Below are 17340 nucleotides of genomic sequence, written 5' to 3'. Positions count from 1 at the left end.
CGTCGTACCGCACCGATAGGCTCACGCCGTGACCGAACCCGCGCAGCTCAGCCACGTCGATCGCGCCGGCGCGGCCCGCATGGTCGACGTCTCCGCCAAGCCGGTGACCGGCCGGTTGGCCGTGGCGGCGGGCCGCCTGCGGACGACGCCCGAGGTTGTCGACCTGTTGCACCGTGACGGGTTGCCCAAGGGCGACGCGCTGGCGGTCGGGCGGTTGGCCGGGATCATGGGCGCCAAGCGCACTCCGGAGCTGATCCCGCTCTGCCATCCGATCGCCCTGCACGGTGTCACAGTCGACCTGCGGCTGACCGCCGACACGGTGGAGATCACCGCCACCGCCCGCACGGCGGACCGGACCGGCGTCGAGATGGAGGCGCTCACCGCGGTGGCTGTCGCTGGTCTCGCCCTTGTCGACATGGTCAAGGCTGTCGATCCGGCGGCCTCGGTGGAGGCGGTCCGGGTGCTGCGCAAAGAGGGCGGCAAGACCGGCGAGTGGGTCCGGCCGGAGGACCGGCCGTGATCCGGGCGCGGGTGATCGTCGCGTCCAACCGGGCTGCTGCCGGCGTCTACGCCGACACCAGTGGGCCGCTGCTCGTCGCCGGCCTGCGTGAGCTGGGCTGTCAGGTCGACGACCCGGTGGTGGTGCCTGACGGTGAGCCGGTCGGCAGGGCTCTGGAAAATGCTCTCGACGACGGCGTCGACGTGGTCTTGACCAGCGGTGGCACCGGCGTCACCCCGTCGGATCGCACGCCGGACGTGACCCGCGGCCTGCTGGATTACGAGATCCCCGGCATCGCCGAGGCCATCCGCGCGCACAGCCGCGACCGGGTGCCGACCGCGGTGCTGTCCCGCGGGCTGGCGGGGGTGGCGGGCCGGATGCTGGTGGTCAACCTGCCGGGCTCGACCGGTGGCGCTCGCGACGGGCTGGCCGTGCTCGGGCCGATCCTCGGGCACACAGTCGATCAACTTCGCGGGGGCGACCATTGACCGGGCACCGGGGGTGCAGGCACCGGAGGTGTGGTGCCGTCCGCCCCGATAGGCTCGACCGGTGAGTACGGAAACCGCACCAACCGCGGACCGGATCGTCGCGCCCCCGCCGGCCGGGTGGGAGGAGGCGCGGGCCCGGGTGTACGCGGTCGGCCTGTCCGCCGCGCTCCCCGCCGTCGCCCGGCCACTTGTCGACACCGACGGTCTGACTCTGGCCGAGCCGTTGACCACCCGCACCGACCTGCCCGCCTTTCCCACCTCCAGCGTGGACGGCTGGGCTGTGCGGGGCGACGGGCCGTGGCGCGTCGTCGGCCGGGTGCTGGCCGGCAACACTCCCGCCCCGCTCGGGGACGACGGCACGACAGTCGAGATCGCGACCGGGGCCATGGTGCCCGAGGGCGCCACGGCCGTGCTGCGCGTCGAGGAGTCCACGGTCACGAATGGCCTGGTCAGCGGCACTCCCCGGCAGACGCCGGAGTGGCGGCAGCCGGGCGAGGAGGCGTACGCCGATGAGGAGCTTCTGCCGGTCGGCACGCCTGTCGACCCGGCGGTGATCGGCCTGGCCGCCTCCTGCGGGCACGACACGCTGCGCGTCCGGCGGGCGCCGCGGGCCGCGCTGCTTGTCTTCGGCGACGAATTGCTCACCACGGGCCCGCCCTCGGCGGGTCGGGTACGCGACGCGCTGGGACCGGCGGTCCCGTCGTGGCTGCGGCGGTACGGCTGCCAGGTCCGCCCGTCCGACGTGGTGGGTCCGGTGGCCGACACGTTGCCCGCGCACGTGGCGGCGCTGCGCTCGGCGCTTGCAAACGCCGACCTGGTCTGCACGACCGGCGGCACGATGCACGGCCCGGTCGACCACCTGCACCCGGCCCTGGAGGCGCTGGGCGCCGACTACGTGGTCAACACCGTGGCGGTCCGGCCGGGCTTCCCGATGCTGCTGGCACGGCTGGCCGGCCACGACGGTCGGGTCCGGTTCGTCGCCGGTCTGCCCGGCAACCCCCAGTCGGCGATCGTCGCGTTGGTGTCGCTCGTCGCCCCGCTGCTCGCCGGGCTCCAGGGCCGCTCGATGCCGGTGTTGCCGCAGGCCACGTTGGCTGAGGCGGTGCCCGGCCGGGGCAATCACACACACCTTGCGCTGGCCCGGTTGGACCGTGCTGCCGGCACCGCCCATCCGGTGCGGCACGTCGGTTCGGCGATGCTGCGAGGGCTCGCCGGTGCCGACGGTTTCGCCGTCATCCGGCCCGACACCAGCGGCGAGCCGGGTGACAGGGTGCCGATCGTGCCGCTGCCGCTGCTGCCTGGGGAGTGGGCGTCGTGACCGCACCGGTGATCACGTTCGGTGAGGTCACCGACCAGCCGCTCGACCTCGCCGCGCACGAGGCGGCGGTCGCCGACCGGCGGGCCGGGGCGGTCGTCTCCTTTCAGGGTGTGGTCCGCGACCACGACCACGGGCGCCCGGTGGTGGGCCTCGAATACGAAGGGCACCCGAGCGCCGCCCAGGTGTTGCGTGACGTTGCCGCCGAGATCGCCGCCGATCCCGACGTCTACGCGGTGGCGGTCTCGCACCGGGTCGGCCCGCTGGCGATCGGTGACGTGGCGTTGGTCGCCGCGGTGAGCACCGCGCACCGCGCGGCCGCCTTCGCGGCCTGCGCACGGCTCGTCGACGAGGCCAAGGCCCGGTTGCCGATCTGGAAGCGTCAGGTCTTCGCCGACGGCACCGAGGAATGGGTCAACTGCCCCTGACGGATCAGCGGCGACCGTTGACGAGCGCGGCGCGGTTGAGGCGTTCCCCGTAGAACGCCGGCTCGGCGCCGGGCCGCCACGGCAGCGCGGCGACGAGCACGATCAGCGCGAGAGCCAGCGAGTTCTCCATGAGCGCGCCGAACAGGCCGTCCTGGTAGTGCGACTCCTCCGGCAGTTGGTGCTCGTACGGCCAGATCGGGGAGACCAGGAAGAGCAGGTAGAGCCCGACCGCCGCGACGCCGTGCCGCAGCCCGGTCAGGGTGGGGTACCAGATCGGTGGGCGGAGGCTGTTGAGCCCGGTCAGTCCGCCGAAAGCCTGACCCTGGCTGCTGCGCTGCGCCACGCTCCGACTCGCCTCCCGGCGGCGGACCGCCGCGTCGGCCAGCACGATGATCGCCGGGATCACCCAGACCAGGTGGTGCGTCCAGGAGATCGGGCTGATCACATTTGCGGTGAGGCCGACCAGAGTGAACGCCGTCAACTCGTCACCGTCGGCGCGGGAACTGGCCGCCCGTGACAGACCGAGCGCCAGGATCAGCACCGAGAAGGCGAACCAGAGCAGCCCCGGAGTCTCGATCGAGTCGTACAACCGGGCCAGCAGGCCGGCGAGCGACTGATTGGGCGTCATGTCGGCCGCGCCGACCCGTTCGGTCTGCCACAACACGCTGCCGAAGTACGCCCGTGACTCGTCGCCGACGATGCCGAAGCTCGCCACTGTGACGCCGATTGTGGTGCCGATCGCGGTGGCCGCCACCCGCCACTGACGGGTGATCAGCAGGTAGGCGATGAACAGCGCCGGAGTGAGCTTGACGGCGGTGGCCAGGCCGATGCCGGCACCGGCCCACGCGCCGCTGTAGACGAAGCGCAGCAGGGGGCCGTCGGTCGCGGCGTAGTGGGTGCCCCGGCGTGAGCGCCACCGAAGCCCGATGAGGTCGGCCATGATCAGGGCGAACAGCAGGATGTTCACCTGGCCGTAGCCGAGGGTCTCCCGGCCCGGCTCGATGGCGACGGCGAGTGGCACCGCCACCGCCACTGTGAACCAGAGGGGCCAGCCCAGCCGGTCCACGATGGGTCGGAGCAGCCCGGCCAGGATCAGCGCCAACGCGGCGATGCTGGCGAGCGCGTTGACCATGCCGGCGCCGGCGATCGGAAGCTGCGCCATCGGCAGCATGACGAGCCCGGCGAACGGTGGGTAGGTGAAGCCGAGCGTGGTGCCGGGCGCGATGAACTCGTAGAGCTCGTGACCGCTCGCCCACCACACCACCGCGCCGTGGTAGATCTTCATGTCGAAGAAGTTGTACGGCCGCCCGAACTCGCCGATGGCAAGCCATGCGGCATAGGCGACGGCGGCCACGATGGCACCCCGTACGACGTTCCTGCGATCGATCCCACGCATCACGCGTTGAACTGGGGCGAGGCGGTCCGCCCGTCTACCGACAATCGTCGGCATGGCGTGGCCACCCCCGTACCAAGGTCGTCCTACCCGTCCAGGTCCTGCACGGAGCCTAGAACGGCGCCTCACGTCAGTGCCTCCCGCGTTATGCGACCGTGTCCGATCCCACACATGTTTTTGACATTTCCACCGCGTTAACGCCTAGCGGGTGGTTCAGGTAATTCGCGGCCTTAGCGGGGGTGGGAGGCAGCGGAGAGGTAGATCGACGCAGGTCAGCCGGGTAGGCGTCGGGCGGTCGCGGCGGACCGGACGGCGATCCGGGCCTCCCGCTTGGCCGTACGGACGGCTCGCTCCACGGAACGTCGAGAGTGACCGATGCGGTGGCCGGTGCGCCACCGCAGACCCGGCTTGCCCTCGGTGTCGGCTGCGGCGAGCAGTAGACCGCCGAGGAGACCGATGTTCTTCAGAAAGTGAACCTTGTTCGTGTCACGCAGGGATTGTTCGTCATCCTGGTTCCAGAAAGGATGCCCGGCGAGGGTCGTCGGCACGAGCGTGCCGGCGAGGACCAGCGCGGCGGGCCGCGTCAGCCGTCCGGTGGCGAGCATCAGCCCGGCGCCGAGCTGCACCGCCGCGTTCATGCGGATCAGCTGCTCGGTCTCGGTCGGGAAGTTGGGGTGCACCTTCTTCAGCAGCGGCGTCGCCCGCTCGGTCACCGGCGCGGCCTTCTGGGCGAGCCGCTCCGGAGCACGGAGGTTGCGGTATCCGCTGACGACGAAGATGCCGCTCAACATTGCACGGGCGAGGGAGCGTACGGGCGTCATGGATCAGTCATACCCCGTCGCGGCGTTCGCTACCCTGCCAACCGCCGGATCCGGATCGGTGGACGTGGACGCCGCGCGCCACGCCGATTTGAGCGACAGTCGCTGATGGACCGGCCACGACGGGTAACGTCGCGCGGGTGACGACGCTGCGCCTCCGACCCGAGGGTCCGGCCGACGCCGGGTCGGTGCGTCGGGTGCTGGCAGGCGCGTTCGCCAGACCGGACGTGTCGACACCGCCGGAGGTCGCCCTGGTCGACGAGCTGCGGGGCACCGAGGCGTGGCTGCCGGAGCTCGCCATGGTCGCGGAGCACGGCGGTGAGGTCGTCGGGTACGCGCTGCTCACCCGCGTACGGGTGCGCCCGGACCGGGGCGGCGACGCCCTCGCCCTGGCGCTGGGGCCGGTGGGCGTCGCACCCCACCGCCAGCGGGTGGGGCATGGCACGGCGGTGGTGCAGGCCGCGCTGGACGCGGCCACCGAGTTGGGTGAGCGGACGGTGGTGGTGCTCGGCGCCCCGGCCTTCTACCGGCGGTTCGGCTTCGGGCCGGCCGTCGATCTGGGCCTGACAAGCCCGTGGTCCGGGCTCGGCGAGCCGTGGCAGGCGCTTGTCCTGCCGCCGTCGACGAGCGGCGAGGCACCACCACCGCGAGGTGAGGTGCTCTTCCCGGCGCCCTGGTCCAAGGTCTGACGTCGGATGCGCCCCGGTGCTGTCAGGCCGGCTGGGTACGCAGGTACCGGCCGAAGTGCGGGACGGTGAAGGCCACGGTGCCGCGCTCACCGGAGTAGATGAGCCCCTTCTTGATCAGCGCGTCCCGGGCCGGTGAGAGGCTGGCTGGCTTGCGGCTGAGCGCGCGGGCGATCTCCGCGGTGGGCACCGCGGCGTCCATGTCGTCGCGCGTGACACCGCTGGACTCCCCGTCCACCAGGGACAGCGTGGCCATCGCCCGCATGTACTCGCGTTCGGCCGGGGTGGCCCGCTCGAACCGGGAGCCGAAGAAGCCGACTGCAAGTTCGGCCTCCGCTTCCGGGGCGGCGACCCGGACGTCGGCGGCGGTGATCGGGGAGCGCGGCGCGTGATCCCAGGTCGCCTTCCCGTACGCCTGCACGAAGTAGGGGTATCCGCCGGACTTCTCGTAGAGCAGATCGAGCGCTTTCTGCTCGTACTCCACTTCTTCGCGCTCGGCCGGCGCGCAGAGCGCCTGGTCGGCGGCGATCCGGTCGAGGCGGTCGATGCGTTGGTAGCGGAAGAGCCGCTCGGAGTACGACTTCGCGGCGCTGAGCACGGCCGGCAGGTGCGGAAGCCCGGCGCCGACGACGATCAGTGGCGCACCGATCTGGGACAGCTCGTGGCAGGCGGCGCAGAGCGCCGACACGTCCTCCGGACCGAGGTCCTGCATTTCGTCGATGAAGATGGCGATGCCGGTGCCCACGTCGCTGGCCACTGCGGCGGCGTCGCTGAGCAGCTCGACGAGGTCGATTTCGATGTCGCCGGAGTCGGCCCGACCGCTTGCGGCGGGAACGTCGATGCCGGGTTGCCACCTGTCGCGCAGCTTCGGGGACGCCCCGGCGCGCCCGACCGGTGCGGACCGCTGGGCGAACGCCTTGAGGACGCCGAGGAAGGCATCGATCCGGTCGGGCGCGCGGTGCCGGGGCGCGAGTTCGCGGACCGCCATGTGCAGCGCGGCGGCGACGGGGCGGCGCAGTGACTGGTCCGGACGTGCCTCGATCTTGCCGCTGCCCCAGAGGTGGTTGATCGCCTGCGACCGCAGAGTGTTGAGCAGGACGGTCTTGCCGACGCCGCGAAGCCCGGTGAGCATCAGGCTGCGTTCAGGGCGGCCCCTGGCGATGCGTTCCAGCACGATGTCGAAGACGTCGAGCTCCCGCCCCCGCCCGGCGAGTTCGGGCGGGCGCTGGCCTGCGCCCGGGGCGTAGGGGTTGCGGACCGGATCCACGCATCGCAGAGTATCGGCCCGTCTAGCTGCCAGGCTAGACATGGATAGACGGAGCTACCGGCGTGTCGGGGCCGCCGACAGGAGTCAGGGCCGTCGACAAAAAACTAGGGCTGTCTAGCGTCCACGCTAGACAGCCCTAGTTTTGTCAATCGCCTAGCGCTTCTTCAGGCAGAGCACGTAGTCGAACAGGTCGACAGTGTTGTCGTGCACGTAGTTGGCGGTGGCCTGCGGCGCAAGCGTCTTGCACCGGTCCCCGTCGGTAGTCGCAGGAATCCGCAGCAGCACCTGGTAGGTGTCCGGCCCACACGGCACCTTGCGCAGATCCGCATCGGCCTCGGTGCCGTCGTTGACCACGCAGTCGCCCCTGGCGAACTCCTCCCTGTCCGGCGACGGCTCGGCCGGGCTCGGCGCGTCGCTGGGCAGCGCAGGCGGAACGACGGAAACGCTCGCCGACGGCGCTGGCGCTGCCTCGTTACCGCCGTCGGTGGCATTCCAGACCGCCCAGCCGGCCAGACCCAGACAGGGGCAGAGCACGAGCAGCACCACGAGCGCCACGATCAGCGCGACCTTCCGGCCGGTCCGGTTCGCTGGCGGGGCCGGCGGCACCCCGTACCCACCGGGCGCCGGCGGCCCCCACGGGCCCGGAGTCGGGCCTGAGGGCGGGAACGGACCCGCCTGGCCCGGAGGAGCGACGGCCGGCGGGAACTGGCCCGGAGGCGGGAACTGGCCCGGAGGCGGGCCGGCGGGCGGGAACGGGCCGGGCGGCGGCTGGCCAGCGCCGGAACTCGGGGTCGGAGGACCCGCGTCCGAGGTCGGCGCAGGGCCCCAGGCGGCCGGTGGCGGCTCCGCGCCGGGCGAGGGCTCCCACCGGGGTACGGTCGGTGGCTCGCCGCCGGACGGCGGGCCCCACTGCTGTCGGGTCGGGTCCTCGTCGGGCGGCGGGCCGTAGGTCGTCATGTCATCCCCCGGAATCTGTGGGTTCAGCGCTGCTTGAGGCAGAGGACGAAGTCGAGGGTGTCCAACTCGCTGTCGAAGAAGTACCAGTTGGTGTAGCCCTCGACCTTGGCGCACTTGGCCTCGGCGTCGCGCTCACCGCTTGTCGCGCCATCGATGCGGCGCAGCACCTCGTACGACTTCGGCGCGCAGTCGCTGATCAGCAGCTTCGGTTTGCCGCCCGCAGGCCCCTCGTTGCGTACGCACTGGCCGACCTTGGCGAACCGCGGGTCGGCAGACGACTCGGGTGCCGCGGCGCTCGGCGGCGGATCGGTCGGGGCGGGCACGTCCGCGTCGGGCTCCCCGGCGGCAGCCGAAGCAGTCGGGGTGGCAACAGTGGCCGGGTCGTCCGAACCGCGCAGGAACCAGTACGCGCCACCGCCGGCCACGAGCAGCAGCACGACGCCCAGAACCGCGATCAGCGGCCCCCGGCCACGCCTACCCGGTGCGGGCGAGGGATCGCCGCCGTACGGGCCACCGGCGGGCAGGTACGGCTCCCCGCCGTACGCCGGGCTCGCCTCGGCAGGCCGGTACGCGCCACCGTAGGGCGCGCCCGACTCGTAGGGCGCCGGGTTGCCGCCTCCGTACGCCGTCCCGCCGCTCTCGCCGCCGTAGGGCGTTCCGGGACCGCCGCCATAGGGCGCCCCGCGTTCGGCGCCGTAGGGCACCCCTGGGCCGCTGCCGTACGAACCGTCGCCGTAGGACCTCGGCGGTCCCTGCGGCACCGGTGGGTAGGACTCCGCCGCAGGTGGGTAGGGCTGGCGAGCCCGCTGTTCGGGTGTGTCGTCGGGTCGCTGCCCACGCCACGGGCCCCCGACGCCGCCACCCGGTGGTCCGTAGTTCGTCATGCCGCCCTCCAGGCTGGTGAGAGGCCGGCCACCAATGGACGACGCCGACTTCGAAGTCACCGTAGCGTGGTCCACCGATGACCTCATCCCCACCGAGTGCCGCACCAGGCCGCCGCGCCGATGCCGCACCGGCCCTGATCTGGACCGCGTTGATCGTGGTCTACCTGTTGTGGGGCTCCACCTACCTGGCCATCCGGGTCACAGTGGAGACGCTTCCCCCGCTGCTCTCGGCCGCCGGGCGTTTCGCCGCCGCCGCCCTGGTGCTGGCGGTGGTGCTGCGACTGCGCCGAGGGCCCGGTGCCCTCCGGGTGGACCGGCGGCAACTCGGCTCCGCCGCGCTTATCGGAGTCCTCCTGCTCACCGGCGGCAACGGCCTGGTGGTGCTCGCCGAATCCGGGCCGCCCGGGGTGGCGGTGCCCTCGGGGATCGCCGCGCTGCTTGTGGCGACAGTGCCGCTGCTCGTCGTGCTGCTGCGCTCCGCGACCGGGGACCGGCCACCGCTCTGGACGTTCGCCGGGGTCACGCTGGGCTTCGCCGGTCTGGTCCTGCTGGTGCTGCCCAGCGGCGGCACGGACGCGGTGCCGCTGGTCGGGGCGCTGACAGTGGTGGCAGCGGCCACCGCCTGGTCGATCGGGTCGTTCCTGTCGGGACGGATCCGGATGCCCACCGACCCGTTCGTGGCCACCGTGTACGAGATGGTCGCAGGCGCTGTGGCGCTGGCCGTCGTCGCCGCCCTCCGGGGCGAGCTGCGCGACTTCCATCCGGCGTCGGTAAGCACCCGATCCTGGCTGGCACTCGTCTACCTCATGGTGGCCGGCTCGCTTGTGGCCTTCACTGCGTACGTGTGGCTGCTGCACAACGCACCCATCTCGCTCGTCTCGACGTACGCCTATGTGAACCCGGCGGTCGCGGTGGCGCTGGGTGCGCTGCTGGTGGCCGAGCCGATCACCGGGCAGGTGCTGCTCGGTGGTGCCGTCCTCGTCGCCGGGGTGGCTCTGGTGGTGAGCACCGAACGGCCTCGACGCAAGAGCGCGGCTACACGATCGGGGGCCACGCCAGCGGGCGACCGGCGGTAGCCTCCGGTCCATGTCGGCCGCCGCGCTGGTGCCTGTCGCGTCGCTGGGTGCGGTTGTCGGTGGCGTCGTACCCCTGGTTGCGTGGCGCTTCACGACCGTGCCGCCCTCTCGGCGTGTCTGGGCCTGGCTCAGTCCGCCGCTCGCGGCGGCCGTGTTCGTCGGGCTTGCCGCCGCGCTCGGTGACGACCCGGCGCTGCCGGTCTTCCTCGCGGTGGCGGCGGTGGGGCTGGTGCTGGCCCTTGTCGACCTGGCCTGCCTGCGGCTGCCCGACCCGCTGGTTCTCGCCGCCGGTGCGGTGGCCCTCGGTGGCCTGACCAGCGCTGCGTTGCTGACCGGCACCCCCGGGCGGCTGATCGGTGCGTTGGTCGGCGCGGCGGTCGCCGGCGCGGCGCACGTGCTGCTGGCCGTGCTGCCCGGCTCCCGGCTGGGCTTCGGGGACGTGAAGCTCGCTGGCGTACTCGGCCTGCCGCTCGGCTGGCTCGGCCGGGATGCTCTGCTGGCCGGGCTGTTCCTGCCGCACCTGCTGCACGGTGCCGTGGTGCTCGGCCTGCTCGCCGCGCGGCGGGTCCGCCGGGGCACGCTGCTGCCGCTCGGCCCGGCACTGCTCGCGGGCGCCTGGCTCGCCACGATGATGCATTGACGCCGCCGCACCGGTCGAGCCCTGCCGCGCAGCCGGCACGCCAGGCGTCAGATCAGGCGGAGCTGGCGGTCCTTCGGGCGGCGCGGCTCGGTCTCGCCGAACCGTTCGAACAGGCCCGGGTCGATGGACCCGAGGAACGGTGACGGTACGCAGTCGCGCTCCACACCGTGCCGGGTGCGGCGGGCGGCGTGGCTGACGTACAGGCGGTCCTGGGCGCGGGTAAGGCCGACGAAGAAGAGCCGGCGTTCCTCGGCGACCGCGTCCTCGTCGGGTGTCGAGCCGGGCCAGCGCAGCGGCAGCAGCCCGTCTTCGGCACCGACCAGGAACACCACAGGGAACTCCAGGCCCTTCGCGGCGTGCAGGGTCAGCAGCGTGACCGCCTCGGCGCGCGGGTCGAGGGCATCCACCTCGGCGCCCGTGGCCAACTGCGACAGGAACATCTCCAGGTCGTCGCCGCAGCGGCGAGCCAGTGGGGTCAGCAGGTCCACGGCCGCGCGGACGTCCTCGGGGCGTACCGTGCTGGCGGCGCCGTCGAGGGTGGGCACCGCGAACCGTTCAGCGACGACCTGGCCGGCCAAGCGCACCCGGGCGGCGAGCGAACCGGCCAACCCGTCGGCGTGCCGCAACTCGCGGGCGATGGCTGCCACCCCGGGTCGGTCCCGCAGCCTGTCGTGCGAGCGCTTCTGCACCGGGATGTTGGCCCGGGCCAGGGCGTCCACGATCGGGGCGGCCTGCGCGTCGGTGCGGTACAGCACGGCGATGTCGGAGAACGACAGGGTGGTGGACCGGCCGTCGATCCGGCCCGAGTCCAGCGAGCGGTGGGACAGCCCGCCGACCAGTTCGTCGACGGTACGGACCACGAAGTCGGCTTCCTCGGCGACCGACGCCGCCGGGTAGCGGCCGACGAGCGGCGCCTCCGGGTCGAGTCGGGCCGGGTCCAGTCGCCGGCCACGCACCAGCGAGGACGGCGCGATGGCCTGCACGGCGGCGGCAAGGATGGGCGCCGAAGAGCGGTAGTTGCGGTTGAGCCGGACCAGCCGGGCGTCGGTGAAGTCCTCCGAGAAGCGCAGGAAGTAGCCGACGTCGGCGCCCCGGAACGAGTAGATCGCCTGGTCCGGGTCGCCGATCGCGCACAGGTTGCCGTCGGCGGGGCTGAGCAGCCGCAGCAGCTCGTACTGCACCGCGTCGACGTCCTGGTACTCGTCGACGAAGATCCACCGCCAGCGGTCCCGGTACCGCTCGACAAGCTTCCGGTCGGCCCGCAGCAGCTCCACCGGCAGGCTCACCAGCTCGTCCAGGTCGACCAGGTCCTGCTTACGCAGCAGCGCGACGTAGCCGGCCAGGTCGTCACCGGCCTCCGACCGGGCCGCCGCGCGCTCGCCGTCGTCGGCGATCCGGAAGCCGGCCGGCAGGCCCGCAGCCTCGGCGTTCTCCCGCAGGATGGTCAGCCCCAGCGCGTGGAACGTACCCACTGTGACGTCCTCGGCGACCGGGCCGAGCAGGCTGTCGAGGCGGTGCCGCAGCTCCTCGGCCGCCCGCCGGGTGAAGGTGATGGCCAGGCAGTGCTCGGGAAAGACGTTCAGCTCCGCGCAGAGGTACGCGATCCGGTGGGTGAGCGTACGGGTCTTTCCGGTGCCCGGTCCGGCCACGATGAGCAGCGGACCGCCGGGCGCGGACGCGGCAACCCGCTGCATCGCGTCCAGCCGGTCCAGCAGACCGGTGCCTACCTCCTCCATCCCCGCGAGCATCGGTTCGAACGGCTCGTGCGGCGAGGGCGGCGACGCGATCGGCGGAGCAGGAGGCGGTGCCGGAGCCTTCCGTTTCGGCTCCGCCTTCGCCGCCGCCGGGCGCTTGGCCGCCGAGCGGGCTGCCGGCTCCGTGGGCCGCCGCTGAGCCGGCACGGGTACGTCGAACAGCGTCTCCTGTGCCGCGCCGGCACCCGTTCCCAGCTCCGCCGGATCGAAGAGGGTGATGACGCCGTACTCGCCGTCGTAACCGGGCACCCGGCGTACGTCGCCGCGCCGCAGTCGACCGATGCCCTCCGCGAGCAACTCGCCACCGGCCTGGGCGATGTCCGGCAACGGAGTGGTGGTGAGGATCTCCAGTTCGGGGCCGAGCGCTGCGAGCAACTCGTTGAGCCGCCCCTCCACCTTCTTCGAACGCGCGCCCACCTTGTTGATCTCACCGAGGATCTCGGCGAGCGGCACCAGGTGGGTAACGTCGCGGGCGTGTGCCGGTCGGTGCCCGTCCGGGCGGTCGGCCAACTCCTCGATGCGGCTGAGGACGCCCACTGTGAGCGGCTTGCCGCACTCGGGGCAGCGCCCGTCGGCCGCCCGGGTGCGCTCCGGGGACCAGTTGACCCCACACAGCCGGTGCCCGTCCGCGTGGTACTTGCCCTCCTCGGGGAAGAACTCGATGGTGCCGGCGAGACCGTCGCCGGTCCGCAGCGCCTCCCGGATGGCGAAGTAGTCCCGTTCGGCCGCCAGCACCGTCGCCTCGCGGCCCAGCGCCGGTGGGGAGTGCGCATCGGAGTTGGAGACCAGTTGGTAGCCGTCCAGGCTGCCGACCCGCCAGTTCATCGCCGGGTCGGAGGAGAGCCCGGTCTCCACAGCGAAGATGTGCTCGGCCAGGTCGGCGTAGCAGTCGGCGATCGCGTCGAAGCCGGACTTCGAGCCCAGCGCCGAGAACCACGGCGTCCAGATGTGCGCCGGGACCAGGTAGCCGTCCGGGCTCGCCTCCAGGGTGATCTCCAGCAGGTCCCGGGAGTCCAGACCGAGGATCGGCCGGCCGTCCGAGCCGAGGTTGCCGATCCGCCCCAGCGCGGTGTTGAACCGGGCCACCGCCTCCAGGTCCGGCAGGTAGATCAGGTGGTGGACCTTGCGGGTGCGGTCGTCCCGCTTGTAGATGGTGGAGATCTCCACGCTCAGCATGAACCGGACCGCGTCCGCGTCGGTGGTGCCGGCGAGGCGCGGCGGCAGCCGGCGGGCGATGTCGCGTTCCGCCTCCGGGTCGAGGCGGTAGAGACCCGGCTCGGCCGGGCGCAGCGTCTCCCGCAGGTGGTCGTACCAGGCGGGATGGGTGAAGTCGCCGGTGCCGAGCAGGGCGATGCCCTTGCGGCGGGCCCACCACGCGAGGTTCGGCAGCGTGAGATCGCGGCTGCACGCGCGCGAATATTTCGAGTGGATGTGCAGGTCCGCGACGAAAGGCGGGAAGCCACCGGGGGGTACGGCGCTGAACGGGGGCACGCCGCATCCTGTCACGTGCGCCATGCCGACCGCCTACCGCCACGCGCGGACGTGACGTCCGCTATGACGAGCGCAACTCCACAAGGGTGATCTGCGGTTCGGCGCCGACCCGCACCGGCGGACCCCAGAAACCGGCGCCGTTTGTCACATAGACCTTGGTGCCGTCGACCTCACCGAGGCCACTGACCACCGGCTGTTCCAGACGGACGGCGAGGTTGAACGGCACCATCTGCCCACCGTGGGTGTGCCCGGAGAGTTGCAGGTCGACGCCGTAGCGGGCCGCTTCCTTCGCTGCCACCGGCTGGTGCGCGAGCAGCACCACCGGGCGGCTCGGATCGCGATCACCGAGGGCGGCGGCGAAGTCCGGGCCAGCAGCGAGGCCGGTGCCCGTGCCGGACAGGTCGTTCACACCGGCCAGGTCGAGCACGCCGCCCCGGGCCTGGATCTCCTGCCGCTTGTTCTGCATGACCCGCAGGCCGAGCCGGTCCACCTCCTGGACCCACTCCTCCACCCCCGAGTAGTACTCGTGGTTGCCGGTGACGAAGAAGCTGCCGTACCTCGAACGCAGGTCACGCAGTGGCGCGGCGGCCGAGCCCAACTCGGCGACCGAGCCGTCGACCAGGTCACCGACGACAGCCACCAGGTCGGCGTCGAGTCGGTTGATCGCGGCGACGATCCGCTCGGTGTGCGCACGGCCACGCAGCGGGCCGATGTGGATGTCGGAGACGGTGGCGATGCGCAGGCCGTCCATGCTGCGCGGGAGCTTGGCGAGCGGGATCTGCACCCGGTCGAGTTGTGGCGGGCCGAGGGCCGTGCGGATGCCGTACCCGGTGATGCCGGTGGCGGTGAGGCCGGCGAAGATGGCCGCCCCGCGGGCCAGCAGCAGCCGGCGGGCCGGGTCGTGATCCGGTGCCCGCATGGCGGCGGCTGCCGGCGGCTCGGTGGGCCCGGCGGCGCCGACGAGCACCGGCTCGGGCGCCGCGGTGGTCGGCTCGGCGGCGGTCACGCGGCGGCGGAGCGCCAGCCGGGCCACAAGCATCGGCACTTCCAGCACGACGAGGACGACAAGCAGGTAGAACATCAGCGCGAGCCAGAGGTAGCCCGGCCAGGCGAGCCAGTAGAGACCGGCCTGCGTGCCGGCCATGGTGGCCGGCACGAGCAGCGCCAGCACAAGGGCGGCGATCCCGCCGACCCGTCGCCAGCGGCCCGGCGCGGTGGTGTCGCGGATCAGCCGCTTCCACAGGTAGAGGTGGATGAGGCCGGTGACCACAGCCAGCACGGTCACGAACCCGAGTACCGCCAACATCCGTGCGCCTCCCTCAGCCGCCCGCGAACGGGGGCAGGACATCGATCGTGGCCCCGCCGGGCAGGGGTGCCTGCCGATCATGACAGGTGACGCCGTCCACGAGGAAACTGGCGACCCGCAGGACGGCGGCGAGCCGATCACCGTGCCGCTGGACCAGGTCAGCGGTGAGGTCGTCGAGCGACCGGCCCGCGGGCGTCGTCTCCTCGGAGCGCCCGGCGGCGGCACGCGCGCCGGCGAAGTAGCGGACGGTCAGCTGGTCCTGGGTCACAGCTCAGCCCCCGATCGCTGACATCGGCCGGGTCGGCTGGAGGAACGTCGGGTCGTCGATGCCGTGGCCGGCACGCTTGCCCCACATCGCGGTGCGCCACCGCTGGGCCAACTCGTCGTCGGTCGCGCCGCCGCGCAGGGCCGCCCGCAGGTCGGATTCCTCGGTGGCGAACAGACAGGCGCGGACCTGGCCGTCGGCGGTCAGCCGGGTGCGGTCGCAGTCTCCGCAGAAGGGGCGGGTGACGCTGGCGATCACGCCGACCCGGGCCGGGCCGCCGTCGACCAACCAGGTCTCCGCCGGGGCAGCGCCGCGCTCGGCCGGGTCGGGGCTGAGATCGAACCTGGTACGCAGGGAGGCCAGGATCTCCTCGGCGGTAACCATCGTGGTGCGGTCCCAGCCGTGCTGCGCGTCAAGCGGCATCTGCTCGATGATCCGCAGCTGGTAGCCGTGGTCGACGGCGAAGCGGAGCAGCGCCGGTGCCTCGTCCTCGTTGACGCCGCGCATCAACACAGAGTTGATCTTCACCGGGTTGAGCCCGGCGGCGGCCGCTCCGGCGAGGCCGACGAGCACCGCGTCCAGGCGGGGGCGGCGGGTCAGCTGCGTGAACCGGGCCGCGTCCAAGGTGTCCAGCGAGACGTTCACCCGATCCAGGCCGGCAGTGGCCAGCGCGGGGGCCAGCCGGTCCAGGCCGATGCCGTTCGTGGTGAGCGAGATGCGCGGGCGGGGCGTGAGTGCGGCGACCGCTGCCACGATGCCGACCAGCCCGGGTCGGATCAGTGGCTCACCGCCGGTGAACCGCACCTCGGTCACGCCGAGCCTCTCGGCGGCCACCCGGACCAGCCGGACGATCTCGTCGTCGGTCAGCAACTGCGGACCCGCGAGCCAGGGCAGCCCTTCGGCCGGCATGCAGTAGGTGCACCGAAGGTTGCACTTGTCCGTGAGGGACACGCGAAGGTCCCGCGCGACGCGGCCGTACCGGTCGACGAGGACGCCGTCGGTCGGCGGGGCGACGCTCACCTGTCGACCGTAGCGCGCTCGAACCCGCCCAGAGCGGCACCGGCGGCCTGGACGACCGCATCCCGGTAGCTGGCACCGAAGAGCGCCGTGTGCACGAGCAGCAGATGCAGCTGATGCAGGGGCACCCGGGCGCGCCAGCCGTCCGGCAGCGGCCAGGTCTCCCGGTAGGCCGCCAGGACCCGGTCCAGGTGGGGGATGCCGCCGAAGAGCGCCAACTGGGCGAGATCTGTTTCCCGGTGCCCGCCGTGCGCCGCCGGGTCGACAAGCCAGACCCGCCCGTCGGCACCCCACAGCACATTGCCCGGCCACAGGTCACCGTGGATGCGTGCGGGCGGTTCGTCCCCGCCGAACTCGCCGATCCGGCCGATGACCTGCTCGACCAACGCCGCGTCGGCACCCTCCAACGCGCCACCGTCGACCGATCGACGCAGGTAGGGGACGAGTCGACGCTCGGCGAACCACGTCGACCACTGCCGGTCGTCGACGGTGTTGTCCTGCGGGAGCGCCCCGACGAAGCCGGGCCAGGTCGCACCGAAGGCCGGCGGACCGGCCCGGTGCAGGCCGGCCAGTTCCCTACCGAACCGCTCGGCCGCCGTGGGCGTCGGCTCGCCGGGCTCCAGCCAGTCGAGCGCCAACAGGTCGGGCAGCGCCACGATCACCTCGGGTACGCCCACAGCGCCGGCCTCCCGCAGCCAGCGCAGCCCGGCGGCCTCGCTGGCGAAGAAGCCCTCCGGCGACGGCTGGTCGGCCCGCTCCGGCCAGGACTTGGTGAAGATCGAGTGGCCGTCGTCAAGGGTGAGCCGAGCGGCGGCGCAGATGTGCCCACCGGCGACAGGCGTCTCCCGGATCCGCTGATGGGTCAGGAACGTCGGCAGGTGTGCCGGGTGCGCGCGCAGGTACGCCAGGTCCATCAGCGCACGGTAGCCGCTGCCCATGACGCCCGGGTGCACGCGACCACATCGAGGCATACGTGACCGACGATTACCAGGCCAAATACGCTGCGTAGCTGTGGATAAGCCGCGTGTCATCCACAGGGGCGGCGCAGCCGGGTGG

17 protein-coding genes are annotated in these 17340 nt (G+C 72.5%); 7 read left to right on the top strand and 10 right to left on the bottom strand.

Going from position 1 to position 17340, the window contains the following annotated elements; translation table 11 throughout:
• The first annotated feature begins 28 nt into the window (after positions 1 to 28).
• The 4 genes from moaC to ACLQ23_RS11545 all read left to right on the top strand — a co-directional run bounded on the left by moaC (position 29) and on the right by ACLQ23_RS11545 (position 2730).
• Positions 29 to 520, top strand: a complete 492-nt coding sequence (moaC, locus tag ACLQ23_RS11560) for a cyclic pyranopterin monophosphate synthase MoaC (RefSeq protein ID WP_377672306.1) — start codon at positions 29 to 31, stop codon at positions 518 to 520.
• Positions 517 to 987, top strand: a complete 471-nt coding sequence (locus ACLQ23_RS11555; protein ID WP_425880631.1) for a MogA/MoaB family molybdenum cofactor biosynthesis protein — start codon at positions 517 to 519, stop codon at positions 985 to 987. The genes moaC and ACLQ23_RS11555 overlap by 4 nt, the downstream gene beginning before the upstream one ends.
• Positions 988 to 1048: 61 nt before the next feature.
• Complete coding sequence (locus tag ACLQ23_RS11550) at positions 1049 to 2305, top strand: molybdopterin molybdotransferase MoeA (protein WP_425880630.1); 1257 nt, start codon at positions 1049 to 1051, stop codon at positions 2303 to 2305.
• Entirely contained in the window at positions 2302 to 2730 is a 429-nt protein-coding gene (locus tag ACLQ23_RS11545) for a molybdenum cofactor biosynthesis protein MoaE (protein ID WP_425880629.1), read from the top strand. Before ACLQ23_RS11550 ends, ACLQ23_RS11545 begins: the two co-directional genes overlap by 4 nt.
• 4 nt (positions 2731 to 2734) lie before the next feature.
• Here ACLQ23_RS11545 and ACLQ23_RS11540 read toward each other — a convergent pair whose 3' ends face one another.
• Complete coding sequence (locus ACLQ23_RS11540) at positions 2735 to 4180, bottom strand: glycosyltransferase 87 family protein (protein WP_355629324.1); 1446 nt, start codon at positions 4178 to 4180, stop codon at positions 2735 to 2737.
• Positions 4181 to 4395: 215 nt separating this feature from the next.
• Entirely contained in the window at positions 4396 to 4944 is a 549-nt protein-coding gene (locus ACLQ23_RS11535; protein WP_355587370.1) for a DoxX family protein, read from the bottom strand.
• 137 nt (positions 4945 to 5081) lie between these two features.
• On the opposite strand from ACLQ23_RS11535, the gene ACLQ23_RS11530 reads away from it, so the two are divergent.
• Positions 5082 to 5630, top strand: coding sequence for a GNAT family N-acetyltransferase (locus ACLQ23_RS11530; protein WP_355587367.1), 549 nt, complete (start codon positions 5082 to 5084; stop codon positions 5628 to 5630).
• A 22-nt stretch (positions 5631 to 5652) separates the two neighbouring features.
• Here the strand turns inward: ACLQ23_RS11530 and ACLQ23_RS11525 are convergent, their stop codons facing one another.
• From ACLQ23_RS11525 to ACLQ23_RS11515, 3 genes are all read right to left on the bottom strand, one after another.
• Positions 5653 to 6894 (bottom strand): ATP-binding protein, encoded by a 1242-nt coding sequence (locus ACLQ23_RS11525; protein ID WP_355587364.1) that lies wholly within the window; start codon positions 6892 to 6894, stop codon positions 5653 to 5655.
• 153 nt (positions 6895 to 7047) lie between these two features.
• Positions 7048 to 7455 carry an LppU/SCO3897 family protein gene (locus tag ACLQ23_RS11520; RefSeq protein ID WP_355588436.1) on the bottom strand — a complete coding sequence of 136 codons (408 nt, stop codon included), beginning with the start codon at positions 7453 to 7455 and terminating at the stop codon, positions 7048 to 7050.
• A 419-nt stretch (positions 7456 to 7874) separates the two neighbouring features.
• Positions 7875 to 8375, bottom strand: coding sequence for an LppU/SCO3897 family protein (locus tag ACLQ23_RS11515; RefSeq protein ID WP_355588434.1), 501 nt, complete (start codon positions 8373 to 8375; stop codon positions 7875 to 7877).
• A gap of 437 nt (positions 8376 to 8812) precedes the next feature.
• Here ACLQ23_RS11515 and ACLQ23_RS11510 point away from each other — a divergent pair, with 437 nt between their 5' ends.
• Both ACLQ23_RS11510 and ACLQ23_RS11505 read left to right on the top strand, forming a co-directional pair.
• The gene (locus ACLQ23_RS11510) at positions 8813 to 9811 is read left to right on the top strand and encodes an EamA family transporter (RefSeq protein ID WP_425734985.1); all 999 of its coding nucleotides are present in this window, start codon (positions 8813 to 8815) and stop codon (positions 9809 to 9811) included.
• A gap of 10 nt (positions 9812 to 9821) precedes the next feature.
• Entirely contained in the window at positions 9822 to 10451 is a 630-nt protein-coding gene (locus ACLQ23_RS11505; RefSeq protein ID WP_425734986.1) for a prepilin peptidase, read from the top strand.
• 47 nt (positions 10452 to 10498) lie between these two features.
• On the opposite strand, the gene ACLQ23_RS11500 is transcribed toward ACLQ23_RS11505, so the two are convergent.
• The 5 genes from ACLQ23_RS11500 to ACLQ23_RS11480 form a co-directional block, all read right to left on the bottom strand.
• The gene (locus tag ACLQ23_RS11500; RefSeq protein ID WP_425880628.1) at positions 10499 to 13696 is read right to left on the bottom strand and encodes a UvrD-helicase domain-containing protein; all 3198 of its coding nucleotides are present in this window, start codon (positions 13694 to 13696) and stop codon (positions 10499 to 10501) included.
• A gap of 61 nt (positions 13697 to 13757) precedes the next feature.
• Positions 13758 to 15002, bottom strand: a complete 1245-nt coding sequence (locus ACLQ23_RS11495; RefSeq protein WP_355587354.1) for a metallophosphoesterase — start codon at positions 15000 to 15002, stop codon at positions 13758 to 13760.
• A gap of 13 nt (positions 15003 to 15015) precedes the next feature.
• On the bottom strand, positions 15016 to 15270 hold the full coding sequence (locus tag ACLQ23_RS11490) for a MoaD/ThiS family protein (protein WP_355587352.1): 255 nt from the start codon (positions 15268 to 15270) through the stop codon (positions 15016 to 15018).
• Between the two features lie 3 nt (positions 15271 to 15273).
• Positions 15274 to 16287, bottom strand: a complete 1014-nt coding sequence (moaA, locus tag ACLQ23_RS11485) for a GTP 3',8-cyclase MoaA (protein WP_355587350.1) — start codon at positions 16285 to 16287, stop codon at positions 15274 to 15276.
• Complete coding sequence (locus ACLQ23_RS11480) at positions 16284 to 17198, bottom strand: fructosamine kinase family protein (protein WP_425880627.1); 915 nt, start codon at positions 17196 to 17198, stop codon at positions 16284 to 16286. Before ACLQ23_RS11480 ends, moaA begins: the two co-directional genes overlap by 4 nt.
• Positions 17199 to 17340: the final 142 nt, after the last annotated feature.

It is taken from the genome of Micromonospora sp. DT41 (assembly GCF_049841715.1).
GTDB classification, from domain to species: domain Bacteria; phylum Actinomycetota; class Actinomycetes; order Mycobacteriales; family Micromonosporaceae; genus Micromonospora; species Micromonospora profundi.
This window is presented reverse-complemented; position numbering and strand designations above follow the sequence as displayed.

What these genes read in the sequence shown, in the direction of transcription:
- ACLQ23_RS11495 (WP_355587354.1), bottom strand. Translation starts at nt 15,002, where the DNA reads ATGTTGGCGGTACTCGGGTTCGTGACCGTGCTGGCTGTGGTCACCGGC.
- ACLQ23_RS11510 (WP_425734985.1), top strand. Translation starts at nt 8,813, where the DNA reads ATGACCTCATCCCCACCGAGTGCCGCACCAGGCCGCCGCGCCGATGCC.
- ACLQ23_RS11480 (WP_425880627.1), bottom strand. Translation starts at nt 17,198, where the DNA reads ATGGACCTGGCGTACCTGCGCGCGCACCCGGCACACCTGCCGACGTTC.
- ACLQ23_RS11535 (WP_355587370.1), bottom strand. Translation starts at nt 4,944, where the DNA reads ATGACGCCCGTACGCTCCCTCGCCCGTGCAATGTTGAGCGGCATCTTC.
- ACLQ23_RS11540 (WP_355629324.1), bottom strand. Translation starts at nt 4,180, where the DNA reads ATGCCGACGATTGTCGGTAGACGGGCGGACCGCCTCGCCCCAGTTCAA.
- ACLQ23_RS11505 (WP_425734986.1), top strand. Translation starts at nt 9,822, where the DNA reads ATGTCGGCCGCCGCGCTGGTGCCTGTCGCGTCGCTGGGTGCGGTTGTC.